This is a genomic window from Variovorax sp. RTB1 (assembly GCF_035018765.1).
In the GTDB taxonomy this organism is placed as follows: domain Bacteria; phylum Pseudomonadota; class Gammaproteobacteria; order Burkholderiales; family Burkholderiaceae_C; genus Variovorax.
In genome coordinates, this window is sequence record NZ_JASJXG010000002.1 from 59,176 (window position 1) to 72,997 (window position 13,822).

Annotated in this window: 15 protein-coding genes; 9 read left to right on the top strand and 6 right to left on the bottom strand. The window is 62.3% G+C overall.

Annotated features, from left to right (window positions below; genetic code table 11):
• Window positions 1-44: 44 nt before the first annotated feature.
• The 6 genes from hemA (at window position 45) to QN397_RS01720 (ending at window position 5,845) form a co-directional block, all read left to right on the top strand.
• Window positions 45-1,319, top strand: coding sequence for a glutamyl-tRNA reductase (gene hemA / locus QN397_RS01695; protein ID WP_187054591.1), 1,275 nt, complete (start codon window positions 45-47; stop codon window positions 1,317-1,319).
• 115 nt (window positions 1,320-1,434) lie between these two features.
• A complete protein-coding gene (gene prfA / locus QN397_RS01700; protein ID WP_323495520.1) occupies window positions 1,435-2,523 on the top strand; it encodes a peptide chain release factor 1 in 1,089 nt (362 codons plus the stop codon).
• Window positions 2,520-3,347, top strand: coding sequence for a peptide chain release factor N(5)-glutamine methyltransferase (gene prmC, locus QN397_RS01705; protein WP_323495521.1), 828 nt, complete (start codon window positions 2,520-2,522; stop codon window positions 3,345-3,347). Before prfA ends, prmC begins: the two co-directional genes overlap by 4 nt.
• 34 nt (window positions 3,348-3,381) lie before the next feature.
• Complete coding sequence (gene grxD, locus QN397_RS01710) at window positions 3,382-3,708, top strand: Grx4 family monothiol glutaredoxin (protein ID WP_187054588.1); 327 nt, start codon at window positions 3,382-3,384, stop codon at window positions 3,706-3,708.
• Window positions 3,705-4,211 carry a cupin domain-containing protein gene (locus tag QN397_RS01715; protein ID WP_323495522.1) on the top strand — a complete coding sequence of 169 codons (507 nt, stop codon included), beginning with the start codon at window positions 3,705-3,707 and terminating at the stop codon, window positions 4,209-4,211. Before grxD ends, QN397_RS01715 begins: the two co-directional genes overlap by 4 nt.
• Before the next feature lie 344 nt (window positions 4,212-4,555).
• Window positions 4,556-5,845, top strand: a complete 1,290-nt coding sequence (locus QN397_RS01720; protein ID WP_323495523.1) for a hemolysin family protein — start codon at window positions 4,556-4,558, stop codon at window positions 5,843-5,845.
• Between the two features lie 27 nt (window positions 5,846-5,872).
• Here the strand turns inward: QN397_RS01720 and QN397_RS01725 are convergent, their stop codons facing one another.
• Window positions 5,873-6,589: a lytic transglycosylase domain-containing protein gene (locus QN397_RS01725; protein ID WP_323495524.1), complete on the bottom strand. Its 717-nt coding sequence runs from the start codon at window positions 6,587-6,589 to the stop codon at window positions 5,873-5,875.
• A complete protein-coding gene (locus tag QN397_RS01730; protein WP_323495525.1) occupies window positions 6,586-8,331 on the bottom strand; it encodes a proline--tRNA ligase in 1,746 nt (581 codons plus the stop codon). Before QN397_RS01730 ends, QN397_RS01725 begins: the two co-directional genes overlap by 4 nt.
• 124 nt (window positions 8,332-8,455) lie before the next feature.
• On the opposite strand from QN397_RS01730, the gene QN397_RS01735 reads away from it, so the two are divergent.
• Entirely contained in the window at window positions 8,456-9,124 is a 669-nt protein-coding gene (locus QN397_RS01735; protein ID WP_187054901.1) for an RNA pyrophosphohydrolase, read from the top strand.
• 133 nt (window positions 9,125-9,257) lie between these two features.
• Window positions 9,258-9,695, top strand: coding sequence for a CNP1-like family protein (locus QN397_RS01740; protein ID WP_323495526.1), 438 nt, complete (start codon window positions 9,258-9,260; stop codon window positions 9,693-9,695).
• Here QN397_RS01740 and proB read toward each other — a convergent pair whose 3' ends face one another.
• The 4 genes from proB to rplU all read right to left on the bottom strand — a co-directional run bounded on the left by proB (window position 9,696) and on the right by rplU (window position 12,606).
• Entirely contained in the window at window positions 9,696-10,871 is a 1,176-nt protein-coding gene (gene proB / locus QN397_RS01745; RefSeq protein ID WP_323495527.1) for a glutamate 5-kinase, read from the bottom strand.
• Between the two features lie 5 nt (window positions 10,872-10,876).
• Entirely contained in the window at window positions 10,877-11,944 is a 1,068-nt protein-coding gene (gene cgtA / locus QN397_RS01750) for an Obg family GTPase CgtA (RefSeq protein ID WP_187054581.1), read from the bottom strand.
• A 68-nt stretch (window positions 11,945-12,012) separates the two neighbouring features.
• Window positions 12,013-12,282 (bottom strand): 50S ribosomal protein L27, encoded by a 270-nt coding sequence (gene rpmA, locus QN397_RS01755; RefSeq protein ID WP_187054580.1) that lies wholly within the window; start codon window positions 12,280-12,282, stop codon window positions 12,013-12,015.
• A 12-nt stretch (window positions 12,283-12,294) separates the two neighbouring features.
• The gene (rplU, locus tag QN397_RS01760; protein ID WP_187054579.1) at window positions 12,295-12,606 is read right to left on the bottom strand and encodes a 50S ribosomal protein L21; all 312 of its coding nucleotides are present in this window, start codon (window positions 12,604-12,606) and stop codon (window positions 12,295-12,297) included.
• A 186-nt stretch (window positions 12,607-12,792) separates the two neighbouring features.
• Between rplU and QN397_RS01765 the strand changes: the two genes are divergently transcribed.
• Window positions 12,793-13,791, top strand: a complete 999-nt coding sequence (locus QN397_RS01765; RefSeq protein ID WP_323495528.1) for a polyprenyl synthetase family protein — start codon at window positions 12,793-12,795, stop codon at window positions 13,789-13,791.
• The last annotated feature ends 31 nt before the right edge of the window (window positions 13,792-13,822 follow it).

Sequence of the window (13,822 nt, forward strand, 5' to 3'; positions counted from 1 at the left end):
AGACCGCCCGCCCTGGGGCGCTATAAATTTTATAATTGTCAGCTATGTCAGTCTGGGCTCTCGGCTTGAACCACACGACCGCGCCGCTCGACCTGCGCGGTCGTTTCGCGTTCGCGATCGACCAGTTGGCCCCGACGTTGCAGAGCCTGCGCAGCTCTTTCCCTGCTGGTCGCCATCCCCAAATCGAAGCCGCGATCCTTTCGACCTGCAATCGCACCGAGATTTATTGCGCCGCAGCAGACGACATCGCGCTCGACCACACGATGGGCTGGTTGGCCCAAAGCGGCGGCGTTGCCCCTGCCCTGCTTCGCTCGCATGCCTACACCCTGCACAACGACGATGTTGCGCGTCACGCCTTCCGCGTCGCCAGCGGGCTCGATTCGATGGTGCTTGGCGAGGCGCAGATCCTCGGCCAGATGAAAGATGCGGTGCGCGCCGCCGAAACGGCCGGTGCGCTGGGCAGCACGCTCAATCAGTTGTTTCAGCGCTCGTTCGCGGTCGCGAAAGAAGTGCGCACTGCCACCGAGATCGGTGCGCATTCGATCAGCATGGCGGCGGCTGCGGTGCGCCTCGCCGGCCAACTGTTCGAAGACCTGAAACAGACTCGGATACTGTTCGTCGGCGCCGGCGAAATGATCGATCTGGCGGTGACGCACTTCGCGGCGAAGGAGCCCAAGTCGATCACCATCGCCAATCGCACTCAGGCGCGCGGCGAAGTGCTGGCCGCACGCTTCGGCGCCGAATCCATGCGCCTGGCCGATTTGCCGGGTCGACTCGCAGAGTTCGACATCGTGGTGAGTTGCACTGCGAGCACGTTGCCACTGATCGGCCTCGGAGCGGTCGAGCGGGCGCTCAAGGCACGCAAGCACCGGCCGATGTTCATGGTAGATCTGGCCGTACCACGCGACATCGAGCCCGAAGTGAAGGCGCTCGAAGACGTGTACCTCTACACAGTGGACGATCTGGCGCAGGTGGTGCAGCAGGGCCAAGCCAACCGCCAGGCTGCGGTGGCGCAAGCCGAAGTCATCATCGACGCCGGCGTCCAGAGCTTCATGCAGTGGCTGGACCAGCGCGGTACGGTGCCACTCATTCAACAGCTCAACGCACAGAGCGATGAATGGCGTGCGACGGAGATGGCACGTGCCCGCAAGATGCTGGCCAAGGGCGAGCCGGTGGAGGCGGTACTCGAAGCCATGGCGCGCGGGCTGACGCAGAAGATGTTGCACGGCGCAATGACCGAGCTTCACGCCGGCGACGTCGCAGCGCGCGAGCAAACTGCGCAGACCATCTCGCGCCTGTTCCTGCGCAAAGAGCGTTAGCGACGCTGGTCGGTGGGCCCATAGCCCGTTCAGCGGTGCGCGCATTTGTCGAGTGCAGCCGCTTCAGTCGCCGATGGCGGCGTCCCCTTTTCCTATTGCCTTTGGTCTTTCCACCTTGAAATCATTCCTGCGCCATCAACTCGAGCGTTATGCGTTACGCCTGGAGGAGCTCGACTTTCTGCTGTCGCGCGAAGACATCATGAGCGACATGGCGCAGTACCGCACCATCTCGCGCGAGCATGCCGAGGTCACGCAAATCGCCGGCCGATATGCGCGCTATGTGCGGAGGGAGTCCGACATTACCGGCGCACGCGGGATGCTCGCGGACCCGGAAATGGTCGACATGGCGCGCGACGAAATCGCAGGCGCCGAAGCCGATTTGGCTCAGCTCGAAGAAGAGCTGCAGCGCCTCCTGCTGCCCAAGGACCCGGACGACTCGCGCAACGCGTTCCTCGAAATCCGCGCCGGCACCGGTGGCGACGAATCGGCACTCTTCGCGGCCGACCTGCTTCGCATGTACACGCGCTACGCCGAGCGCGTGGGCTGGCGCTGCGAGATCGTCAGCGAAAGCCAGAGCGAACTGGGTGGCTACAAGGAGGTCGTGGTCCGCGTGATCGGCACCGATGTGTTTGGCCAGCTGCGCTTCGAGTCGGGCGGCCACCGGGTGCAGCGGGTGCCGACGACCGAGACGCAAGGCCGCATCCACACCAGCGCCTGCACGGTCGCGGTGTTGGCCGAGCCGGACGAACAGGAGGCTATCAAGATCAACCCGGCCGACCTGCGCATCGACACCTACCGTGCCAGCGGCGCGGGCGGCCAGCACATCAACAAGACCGATTCGGCGGTGCGCATCACGCACCTTCCGACAGGCATCGTCGCCGAGTGCCAGGACGGCCGCAGCCAGCACGGCAACAAGGCCCAGGCAATGAAGGTGCTGACCGCCCGCATCCATGAAAAGGATCGCAGCGAGCGCGCGGCCAAGGACGCGGCCGAGCGCAAGGGCCTGATCGGCACCGGCGACCGCAGCGATCGCATTCGCACTTACAACTTTCCGCAGGGGCGACTCACCGACCACCGCATCAACCTGACGCTCTACAAGCTGCTGGCGATCATGGAAGGCGACCTGGGCGACGTGCTGGCCGCGTTGCAAGCCGCACGCGAAGCCGAGCAATTGTCCGAACTCGAATCGAGCCTGCCGGCATGACGATCGCGCAGGCATTGGCTGCGGCGCTGGCACTCGGCATCGACCGGCTCGATGCGCAACTGCTCTTGCTCCATGCGATCGGGCGCCCGCTACACGACCGGGCCTGGTTACGGGCGCACGACACCGACGAATTTTCCGAATCGAGGTGGCCGGCCTTCGCGCGGCAGTTAGACCGACGTGCGACCGGCGAGCCTCTGGCCTATCTCGTCGGCGAGAAGGAATTCCACGGGCTTACCTTGAAGATCGATGCCCGCGTATTGGTTCCGCGGCCCGACACTGAAACGCTGGTCGATTGGGCGCTGGAGCGGCTCGACGCGTTGGCGTCACCCACCGTGCTCGACCTCGGCACCGGCAGCGGTGCTATCGCTCTGGCGCTGGCTCACGCACGGCCCGATGCGTTGGTGCGTGCGATCGATGCCAGCGCCGATGCATTGGCAGTGGCCGCAGCGAATGCCACGCGGCTGCGCTTGGCGGTGCAATTCACTCAGGCCGACTGGCTGGATGGCGCCGCGGTCAGTTACGACGTCATCGTCTCGAACCCGCCCTACATCGCGGCCGATGACCGCCACCTTGCCGCTCTGCGGCATGAGCCCATTGCCGCCCTGGTCGCCGGCGCGGACGGCCTCGACGATCTGCGGCGCATCGTGCGCGACGCGCCGCCGCACCTGTCCGAAGGTGGATGGCTGCTGCTCGAACACGGACACGATCAAGCCGCCGCCGTACGGGCCTTGCTGGCCGAGCGCGGCTTTGCCAAAGTGCAAAGCCGGAATGACCTCGCCGGCATCGCGCGTTGCTCCGGCGGGGTTTGGCGCACGGTGAAATAATCCCCTCAACTCGTATTCCATAAAGGAGCTCCCCATGTCCGACGCCCAGCAACGCATCGACGACCTCGTCAAGACCAACGAAATCGTGCTCTTCATGAAGGGCAACGCCAGCTTTCCGATGTGCGGCTTTTCCGGCCGAGCCATCCAGATCCTGAAGGCCGTGGGCGTCGACACCAAGTCGCTCAAGACCGTCAACGTGCTCGACGACCCGGAAGTCCGTCAGGGCATCAAGGAATACAGTAACTGGCCGACCATTCCGCAGCTCTACATCAAGGGCGAATTTGTCGGCGGCTCCGACATCCTGATGGAAATGTACGAGTCGGGTGAGCTGCAACAGGCGTTGAACGGCAGCGCGGCTTGAGCCACGAACACGAAGGCGACGGCCGCGTGCACCCGCACGGCGAGCCGGCCTGGAAGCACGATGGCGTGCGCGTCGTCAAGGCAGATCAGCTCGACGTGAACACGGCGCAAACGCCGGGCATGAACCGCGCGGCTGCCATCAACTTTGCCCGCGTCGGTGCGCAGAAGCTGTGGGCCGGCACGGTGACGATTCATGCGGACGCCAAGACCGGTGCACATCACCACGGGCACCTCGAGTCTGTGATCTACGTGATCCGAGGCAAGGCCCGCATGCGGTGGGGCGATCACCTCGAGTTCACCGCCGAAGCCGGCCCAGGCGATTTCATCTACGTGCCGCCCTACGTGCCGCACCAGGAAATCAATGCGAGCGCGACAGAAGCACTCGAATGCGTGCTGTGCCGAAGCGACGGCGAGGCGGTGGCCGTCAACCTCGACATCGCACCGGTGGAAAAGCCGGAGTCTGTTCTCTGGATCGATCCGACGCACCCGCAAGGCGCGGTGTAAGCAACTCGGCAGAGCCCCGGGGTTTGGCTCATTTCAGGTGTGGAATGCCGGCTTGAAGGCGACATTGGTGCGGGGATGGTCAACGAGCCGAACGCATTGCAGCTCCTTCCTGTCCCGAGCGAGCGCATTGTTTGCTTCCGTCCAGAAGTCCAGCTTTTCTGTTTTCCCGACGTAGATGGCATTGCCGCGCGAATCGTAAAAAAACTACGCGGGTGCCGCAGACAGCCGGCACGGCTTCCCGTGCAGCCACTGGAAAAAGCCGCATCGGCTTCGCGCAGTAGGTCGAGACCCGGCGCCGGGCCCCGCCGTTTCGATGGCACCATGGCAGGCTCCATAGACTTGCCATGACTCTGACCCAAAGCCTGCTCGCCATCGTCGTTCTGATCGCGACGAGCGCGTTCTTTTCTCTTGCTGAAATCACGCTTGCTGCATCGCGCCGCCTGCGGCTGCGCCAGATGGCCGACGAAGGCGATGCCAGGGCGGAGCAAGTGCTGAAAGTGCAGGAGCAGCCGGGCCACTATTTCACCGTGGTCCAGATCGGTCTTAACGCGGTCGCCATTTTGGGCGGCGTGGTGGGCGAAGGCGCGCTCAGCCCGTTCTTCGAACGTTTGCTCGGCATCTGGTTCGGGCCCGATGCAGCGAAGACCGGCGCATTTCTGGCCTCGTTCGTGACGATCATCGCGGTGTTCCTGGTGTTCGCCGATCTCTTCCCCAAGCGGCTCGGCATGAGCGACCCGGAACACCTCGCGGTGCGCATGGTCGGTCCGATGAGCGTGCTGATCACGACCTTCAAGCCACTCGTCTGGTTCTTCACGCGCAGCACGGATGTGCTCTTCAAACTGCTCGGCATTCCGCTGCAGCGCATCGACAAGATCACGTCGGCCGATATTCTCGCGATGACCGAAGCGGGCGCGCGGGCCGGCGTGCTGGCGGTGCGGGAGCAACAGGTGATCGCCAACGTCTTCGAGCTCGACACGCGACTGGTTCACAGCGTGATGACTTCGCGCGACCGCATTACATGGTTTCAAAAGGACGACCCTGAATCGGTGCTGCGTGCGCGCATCGTGGCCGAACCCTTCTCCGCGTATCCGGTGTGCGACGGCGATATCGATCACGTGCTCGGCTATGTCGATGCCAAGGACATGTTCCAGCGTGTGCTGAGCGGCCAGCCGCTGGCGCTCGACCAGGGCGTGCCGCTGCACAAGGCGCTGGTTATCCCAGATCGCTTGTCGCTGACCGAAGTGCTCGAACAGTTCCAGCAGGCGCACGAAGACTTCGCGATCATCGTCAATGAATACAGCCTGGTGGTCGGCGTCATCACGCTCAACGACGTGATGAGCACGGTGATGGGCGACCTCGTCGGTGCGCAAGACGAGGAGCAGCAGATCGTCAAGCGCGACGACACCTCTTGGTTGATCGACGGAGTGACGCCGGTGCAGGATGTGATGCGTGCGCTCCACATCGATACGCTGCCGCACGCCGACGAATACGAAACGCTGGCGGGCTTTCTGATGGTGATGCTACGCCGCGTGCCCAAGCGCACCGATTGCGTGAACTGGGGCGGCTACGCGTTCGAAGTGGTCGACGTCGACAACCACCGCGTGGACCAAGTGCTGGTCAGCAAGAAAGCCTGATCCAGGAACGCAGGACGACTGGGACGACTATCCGCGCGGCGGCGCGACGGGCGGGATCTTGTCGGGTGTACGGTCCGCGAAGAGCCACGGGCGCTGGTTGGCAAACACCGCATCCGGGTACGGCGAGCGACCACGGCTGCCGTTATAGCGGCCAAGCGTCATGAACAAATCGCCGTTCTCACGCTGGAGGTAGTGGCGCAGGATGACGCAGCCGAAGCGCAGGTTGGTCTGCATGTGGAACAGCTTGGTCGGATCGCTGTCGCCAATCACGCGAGTCCAGAACGGCATGACCTGCATGTAGCCGCGAGCGCCGGCACTCGACACTGCAAACTTGCGGAAGTTGCTCTCGACCTGGACTAGCCCGAGCACCAGGCTGACGTCGAGCCCGGACCGCTTGGATTCGTACCAAATCGTTTGCAAAAGCTCTTTGCGGGTCGGCCAGTCCGGCACTTTTTTCAACAGGCGTTCGCTCATGGCCCCTAGCCATCGAAGGTAGCTCAGGCGCGATTCGGTGTCGCTGAATTCCGGGATCGGCGGTGCCTTGTTGTGAATGGCCGACGACAAGGCCGTTCGAACGGAGTCGATCAGCGGCTCTTCGATTTGTGCGCCTGCGTGGGCCGACTGATGGATCGACATCGCCAAGGGTGCCAGCGACGCGCCGAGCACCAGACGCCGCCGCGACAAAGCCGCCGGGCCTGGAACGGTGCGCGCCGCCAACGGCGCGGGCAGCGCGCGGCCGCTCATCCCGCCAGTCGCGCTTTCAGGAACGCAGCGGCCTCGCCGGCTGGCACCTTCGTCGCCGCTGTGTCCCGGCGATGCTGATACTCGAACTGGCCTTCCTTGATGCCGCGGTCTGAGATGACGATACGGTGCGGTACACCTATCAGTTCCCAGTCCGCGAACATGGCGCCGGGGCGCTCCCCGCGGTCGTCGATCAGTACATCGACACCGGCTGCCAGCAGCGTTTCGTAGAGCGACTCGGCTGTCGCTTTGACGTCGGCGCTGCGGTCCATGCCGATCGGGCACACCACGACGGTGAAGGGCGCGATCGCGTCGGGCCAGATGATGCCGCGCTCGTCGTGGTTCTGCTCGATGGCGGCGGCAGGCAGGCGCGTGATGCCGATGCCGTAGCAGCCCATTTCGAGAAATTGCGGCTTTCCGCCCTCGTCGAGAAAGGTGGCGTTCATCGCCTTGCTGTATTTGGTGCCGAGCACGAAGACGTGCCCGACCTCGATGCCACGCTCGATCGCCAGCACGCCCTTGCCGTCCGGCGACGGATCGCCAGCGACGACGTTGCGGATGTCCGCCACCACGTCGGGCTCAGGCAGGTCGCGGCCCCAATTCACGCCGCTCATATGGAAGTCGACTTGGTTGGCGCCGGTGATCCAGTCGGTCATGACAGCCACTTCGCGATCGGCCACGATGGAGAGCGGTTTCTTGAGATTCAGCGGACCGAGGTAGCCGGGCTTGCAGCCGAAGTGATCGTCGATTTCGGAGATCGTGGCAAAGCGGAAGCCCTGGTCGAGCCCGGCGATTTTGCCGACCTTGATCTCGTTCATGTCGTGATCGCCGCGCAGCAGCAACAGCCAGACTTTCGCGCCCTTGATGTCGCCCGTAGCGTCGACGATGTCGGTGGCCAGAACCAGCGTCTTGACAGTGCTGGACAGCGGCACGCCCAGCAGCTCCGCCACGTCTGCGCAGGTGCTCTTACCGGGCGTAGGTGTCTTGGCGAGCGCATTGAAAGCGTCTGGCCGAGTGCCGGCTGGCGCCAGCGCCTCGGCCTTTTCCATGTTGGCGGCATAGTCGCTGTCAGCGCAATACACGATGGCGTCTTCGCCGGTGGCGGCGATGACCTGAAACTCTTCGCTCAGGTCGCCGCCGATGGCGCCGCTGTCGGCAGCGACAGCGCGATAGCGCAGTCCGAAGCGATCGAAGATGAGGCGGTAGGCATCGGACATGGCCTTGTAGCTGAGCTTGGCAGCGTCAAGGTCGCGATCGAAGCTGTACGCATCTTTCATCGTGAACTCGCGTCCGCGCATGAGGCCAAAGCGCGGGCGTCGTTCATCCCGGAACTTGGTCTGAATCTGATAAAAATTCTTCGGCAGCTGCTTGTAGCTGCGGATCTCCTGCCGCGCGATGTCGGTCACCACTTCTTCGCTGGTCGGCTGGACGACGTAGTCGCGGTCATGCCGATCCTTGATGCGAAGCAACTCGGGGCCCATCTTCTCGAAACGGCCGCTCTCTTGCCAGAACTCTGCCGGCTGAACCACCGGCATCGCGAGCTCGACGGCGCCGGCTCGGTTCATCTCTTCGCGCACGATCGCCTCGATTTTGCGGATCACGCGCAGGCCCATCGGCATGTACGTGTAGATGCCGATGCCGAGCTTTTTGATCATGCCGGCGCGCATCATCAGGCGATGACTCGCGACCTCTGCGTCTGCCGGAGCTTCTTTCAAGGTGGAGACAAAAAAACGGGATGCTTTCATCTTGCGCGCGCCAGGACGATCTAAAGGGAAGAAGAAGGCCGGTAAAGCCCTCGAAACCGGTCGCTTGCCGTGCGTAACACGGCGTGCATAATCGACTCAGTTCATAGAAATTTGGGGTTTGATTATGCTCGACCGGGACGGCTTCAGGCCCAACGTCGGCATCATCCTGCTCAACCAGAGAAACCAGGTTTTTTGGGGCAAGCGCATACGCACTCACTCCTGGCAGTTTCCGCAGGGTGGCATCGATCGAGGCGAGAGTCCGGAGCAAGCGATGTTCCGGGAACTGCATGAAGAAGTAGGGCTCCAGCCGGAGCATGTGCGAATCGTTGCCCGTACCCGCGACTGGTTGCGCTACGAGGTGCCGGACCGGTTTATTCGCCGGGACGCACGAGGTCACTACAAGGGCCAGAAACAGATCTGGTATTTATTGCAGCTCACCGGTCATGACTGGGACCTGAATCTGCGTGCGACCGATCATCCGGAATTCGACGCCTGGCGCTGGCACGACTACTGGGTGCCGCTTGACGTGGTGGTCGAATTCAAGCGCGGCGTCTATGAAATGGCGCTCACCGAACTTTCACGCTACCTGCCTAGACAAGATTTTCGTAACCGTTTCCTGCGCAGCAATGTGCGCGCCCGAGAATTCGAGCGCCATCCTTCTGCTGCAGGCTATGAATCCAACTTCGAGCTTCCACCGGGTGCCAGCTTCGATCCTGACCCCAGTGCTCCTGCCAATGCCAACCTTGCGAACGATGTTCCCTATCCTCCCGATCCGCTTCACGCGCCGCGCTAAACGCGCTCTCACGTTTGCTTGCTTGTGCACGCTTGTCTCGGTCGCTGGTGTGGGTTGCGCAAGCGCTGGGCGCGATACGAGCAATCCTGACTGGGCTCAAGCCGGCTCGCCACCACTACCAACCCGCACCAGCATGGACGTCGAGTGGAAAGAGACTGAAGTTCCAGCGCCGCCCAAGTTCGATGCGAACAAGCTCCTGTCGATCGAAATGCCTTCGTATATGACTTCGAAGTTTGGCGTCGATCCGGCCACCATCGCGATCACCGGCGACGGCATCGTTCGCTATGTGGTCGTAGCTTCAAATTCAACTGGTGGCGGTATCAACGCCTTCTATGAAGGCGTGCGCTGTTCGAGCGAAGAGACGAAGAGCTATGCGCGCTATGGAAGCGATGGCTGGCGTGCCACCACCAACCCGGAGTGGAAGAGCTTTCGCGATTTGCGGTCCAGTTATGCGAAGGAATTGGCGAATCAGGGGTTGTGTAGAGGTCACGCGCCACGCGCCTCGGTCGCCGAGATCGTTCGCTATATCAAGCAGCCGATGCGCGAACCGGAAATCCCCGGCATGCAGTGATCAGCGTCCGCCGAACGCCCCGTTGGATTGGCCGGTCGTCGTAGCCGACGCCGAAGGCATAAGCACCATGTTGTCGCGGTGGACCATTTCCGGCTCGGCGACGTAGCCGAGCAAGCGCTCGAATTCGGCCGAAGGCTTGCGGCATAGCAGCCGCGCCTCGCTGCTCGAATAGTTGGCAAGACCACGCGCCAGCTCGACGCCGGCCTCGTCATGCACAGCGATCACATCGCCCCGCGAGAAGTCGCCCTCTACCGCAGTCATGCCGATCGGTAGCAAGCTCTTGCCTTCGCCTCGCACCTTGGCAGCGGCGCCGGCGTCGACCCGCACCGCGCCGCGCATCTGCAAGTGATCGGCCATCCAGCGCTTGCGGGCCTGATGCTTCGCAGTTTGTGCGATCAACAACGTGCCGATCGACTCTCCGCGAGTGAGGCGCAGCAGGGCGTCGGGTTCACGTCCCCATGCAATGACGGTAGAGGCACCCGACCCGGCCGCACGCTTGGCCGCCAGAATCTTCGTGATCATGCCGCCTCGGCCCAAGCTCGAACCGGCGCCGCCCGCCATGGCCTCAAGTGATGCATCGCCCGCAGCTGCTTCGTGGACGAATTGAGCTTCAGCATCCTTCCGCGGATCGGCCGTGAAAAGCCCGCGTTGATCGGTGAGGATGACCAATGCATCGGCTTCAACGAGGTTGGCGACCAGTGCACCCAGCGTGTCGTTGTCGCCGAACTTGATCTCGTCGTTGACGACCGTATCGTTTTCGTTGATGACCGGAACCACGCCGAGGCGCAGCAGCGTAACGAGTGTCGACCGGGCGTTGAGATAGCGTTCGCGATCGGCCAAATCAGCGTGCGTCAACAGCACTTGCGCGCTACCGATGCCATTCTCGCGCAGCTTGGTTTCGTAGATCTGCGCCAAGCCCATTTGGCCCACGGCCGCAGCCGCTTGCAGCTCGTTGATCTCGTGCGGCCGCACCCGCCAGCCCAGCCGCTTCATGCCCTCGGCGATGGCGCCGCTCGACACCATGACCACTTCGCGCCCTTCGCGCACCAGCGTCGCGAGTTGCCGGCACCATTCACCAATCGCGTGTTCGTCGAGGCCGCGCCCTTCGTTCGTTACAAGGCTCGAGCCCACTTTGACGACAATACGCCGCGCGTCGCGCAAGACGGTGGATGCCACCATCTTCAAGGCGCCGGTTCGGCGAAGCGCGGATCGACTTCGGCCGGGGGCTGTTCGGCGAGCTGCTGCGCTTTCACGTGACGGTAGACGGCCTGCACCAACAGTTCGCACCCTTCCCGCGTGAGCGCAGATATCTCGAATACCGGGCCTTTGAAGCGCAGCCGTTTGACGAGATCTTTGACGCGGGCGGCACGCTCTTCGTCGGGCACCATGTCGAGCTTGTTCAGCACCAGCCAGCGAGGCTTCTCGTACAGCGCTGCGTCGTATTTCTTCAGCTCACCGACGATCGCTCTCGCCTGAACTACCGGGTCGACACCTTCGTCGAAAGGAGCGATATCGATGACGTGCAGCAGCAATCGCGTGCGCTGGAGATGGCGCAAAAACAAATGGCCGAGTCCGGCGCCTTCTGCCGCACCTTCGATCAGACCAGGCAGATCAGCGACAACGAAGCTCTGCTCGGGGCCCACGCGCACCACGCCGAGGTTCGGGTGAAGCGTGGTGAACGGATAGTCTGCGATACGCGGCCGCGCGTTTGAAATGGCAGTAATCAGTGTCGACTTGCCCGCGTTAGGCATGCCAAGCAACCCGACGTCAGCCAACACCTTGAGCTCGAGCTTGAGGCTGCGTTTGTCGCCTGGCCATCCTGGCGTTTTTTGACGAGGAGCTCGATTGATTGCGCTCTTGAAGCGCATGTTGCCGAAACCCCCGTCGCCACCTTTGGCAATGGTGATGACTTCGCCCGGTGCCAGCAGTTCGAACAAGACTTCGCCGGTTTCTGCGTCGGTGATGATCGTGCCGACCGGCATCTTCAACGTGACGTCGTCACCTGCGGCGCCGAACATATCGGAACCCATTCCATGCTGACCGCGCTTGGCGTCATGCCGGCGCGAGAAACGAAAATCCACCAACGTATTGAGGTTGGAGTCGGCCACGGCGAAGACGTGGCCGCCTCGGCCACCGTCGCCGCCATTCGGACCACCAAATTCTTTGTACTTTTCATGCCGGAACGACACGCAGCCGTCGCCGCCATCGCCAGCAGCGATGTCGATAAAAGCTTCGTCGACGAACTTCATGGAATATCCAGTTTACAAATGAAGAAGCCCCGACAAGCGGGGCTCCTTGGAGCGGATCGAGCGATCGATCAGGCTTGGGTAGCCGCCGGCATCACGTTGACGGTGTGCTTATTCAGCGAACCCTTGATGGCGAACGAAACATGTCCGCTCACCAGAGCGAACAGCGTGTGGTCCTTGCCGATGCCGACATTCACGCCGGGGTGGAATCGGGTACCACGTTGGCGCACGATGATCGCGCCTGCGCTGATCATCTCGCCGCCAAACGCCTTGACGCCGAGCATCTTGGGCTTTGAATCGCGCCCGTTTCGCGTTGAGCCGCCGCCTTTTTTCTGTGCCATGGTGTCGGTTCCTTAGCCGGCGATCGCGCCGATTTGCAGTTCGGTGAACTGCTGGCGATGGCCTTGACGTTTCTGATAGTGCTTCCGACGGCGCATCTTGAAGATGTGCACTTTGTCGTGCTTGCCGTGCGACAGTACTGTGACTGTCACGGTTGCGCCGGACACCAGGGGCGTGCCAACTTTGATTTCACTGCCGTCTCCGACAGCCAAAACCTGGTCGATCACGATTTCCTGGCCTACGTCCGCAGCAATCTGTTCTACTTTAATTTTTTCGCCGGAAGCAACACGATACTGCTTGCCCCCGGTTTTTATGACCGCGTACATGAATGACCTCTTGATTAGGAAGCTCCACGGACGAATTCCGTAGAGCCCGAGAATATAGCACGGTTTGCGGTTGCTAACATGATTTGGTGCGTGGGCAAATGACTTGAGCGCGCTGCTCCCTATAATTGGCGCCCCACGGCTTCGGCCCGTTTCGACGCCCATTTAAAGCGCTCCGGCGCCCTTGCTTTGCCAGTTCCTGCCGCTGACGCATCAGCCTCTTCCACAGCCGCCGTCCTCGGCTTGATTGCCAATGACATGGAGGCAGTCGACCGCGTGATTGCTGCGCGACTGGACACGGGCGTTCCTCTGGTCAGTCACGTTTCGCAATACATCATCGCTGCCGGCGGAAAGCGCCTCCGCCCTGCGCTGCTGCTGCTGATGACCGGTGCGCTGGGCTACACCGGCGACCAGCGATATAACCTGGCTGCAGTGGTCGAGTTCATTCATACCGCAACGTTGCTGCACGACGACGTTGTCGACGAGTCGACCCTGCGACGCGGTCGCCCCACTGCCAACGAGTCTTTCGGCAACCCCGCCAGTGTTCTGGTCGGTGATTTTCTCTACTCGCGAGCATTTCAAATGATGCTGGATGCAAACAACATGCGCGTCATGCAAATCCTGGCAGAAGCGACGAACGTGATTGCTGAAGGCGAGGTGTTACAGCTGATGAACATGCACGACGCATCGCTCAACGAGGTCGATTATCTGAGGGTGATCCGCTCCAAGACGGCAAAGCTGTTCGAAGCCAGCACCCGGCTCGCCGCGGTTTTGGCTGGAGCTGGCGCAGACGTGGAAGAGTCATGCGCGACCTACGGTCAGGCACTCGGCACTGCATTTCAGGTGATCGACGATGTGCTCGACTATGCCGGAGACGCCAGCGAAACCGGTAAAAACCTGGGTGACGATCTACGCGAAGGCAAGACGACCTTGCCGTTGATTCTTGCGATGCAGCGAGCGCAGCCGGACGAGAGCGCCCTGGTAAGAGCAGCGATCGAAGCAGGCGATACAAGCCAACTGCCGCTTATTGTCGAGATCGTGCGCCAGACCGGCGCACTCGACGCCACGCGAGCCGCGGCTGCGACTGAAGCGCAACGCGCCATCGACGCTCTTCGGGACTTTCCAGCCAATTCGCACACGAACGGTTTGCTACAATTGGCAGCTCAGTTACTCGAGCGGCGCGCATAGGAATTCGCAAAGCGCGAGCCCTGAAACGCCG

What these genes read in the sequence shown, in the direction of transcription:
- grxD (WP_187054588.1), top strand. Translation starts at nt 3,382, where the DNA reads ATGTCCGACGCCCAGCAACGCATCGACGACCTCGTCAAGACCAACGAA.
- QN397_RS01725 (WP_323495524.1), bottom strand. Translation starts at nt 6,589, where the DNA reads ATGAGCGGCCGCGCGCTGCCCGCGCCGTTGGCGGCGCGCACCGTTCCA.
- rpmA (WP_187054580.1), bottom strand. Translation starts at nt 12,282, where the DNA reads ATGGCACAGAAAAAAGGCGGCGGCTCAACGCGAAACGGGCGCGATTCA.
- hemA (WP_187054591.1), top strand. Translation starts at nt 45, where the DNA reads ATGTCAGTCTGGGCTCTCGGCTTGAACCACACGACCGCGCCGCTCGAC.
- rplU (WP_187054579.1), bottom strand. Translation starts at nt 12,606, where the DNA reads ATGTACGCGGTCATAAAAACCGGGGGCAAGCAGTATCGTGTTGCTTCC.
- QN397_RS01740 (WP_323495526.1), top strand. Translation starts at nt 9,258, where the DNA reads ATGGACGTCGAGTGGAAAGAGACTGAAGTTCCAGCGCCGCCCAAGTTC.
- prmC (WP_323495521.1), top strand. Translation starts at nt 2,520, where the DNA reads ATGACGATCGCGCAGGCATTGGCTGCGGCGCTGGCACTCGGCATCGAC.
- QN397_RS01720 (WP_323495523.1), top strand. Translation starts at nt 4,556, where the DNA reads ATGACTCTGACCCAAAGCCTGCTCGCCATCGTCGTTCTGATCGCGACG.
- QN397_RS01730 (WP_323495525.1), bottom strand. Translation starts at nt 8,331, where the DNA reads ATGAAAGCATCCCGTTTTTTTGTCTCCACCTTGAAAGAAGCTCCGGCA.
- QN397_RS01735 (WP_187054901.1), top strand. Translation starts at nt 8,456, where the DNA reads ATGCTCGACCGGGACGGCTTCAGGCCCAACGTCGGCATCATCCTGCTC.
- cgtA (WP_187054581.1), bottom strand. Translation starts at nt 11,944, where the DNA reads ATGAAGTTCGTCGACGAAGCTTTTATCGACATCGCTGCTGGCGATGGC.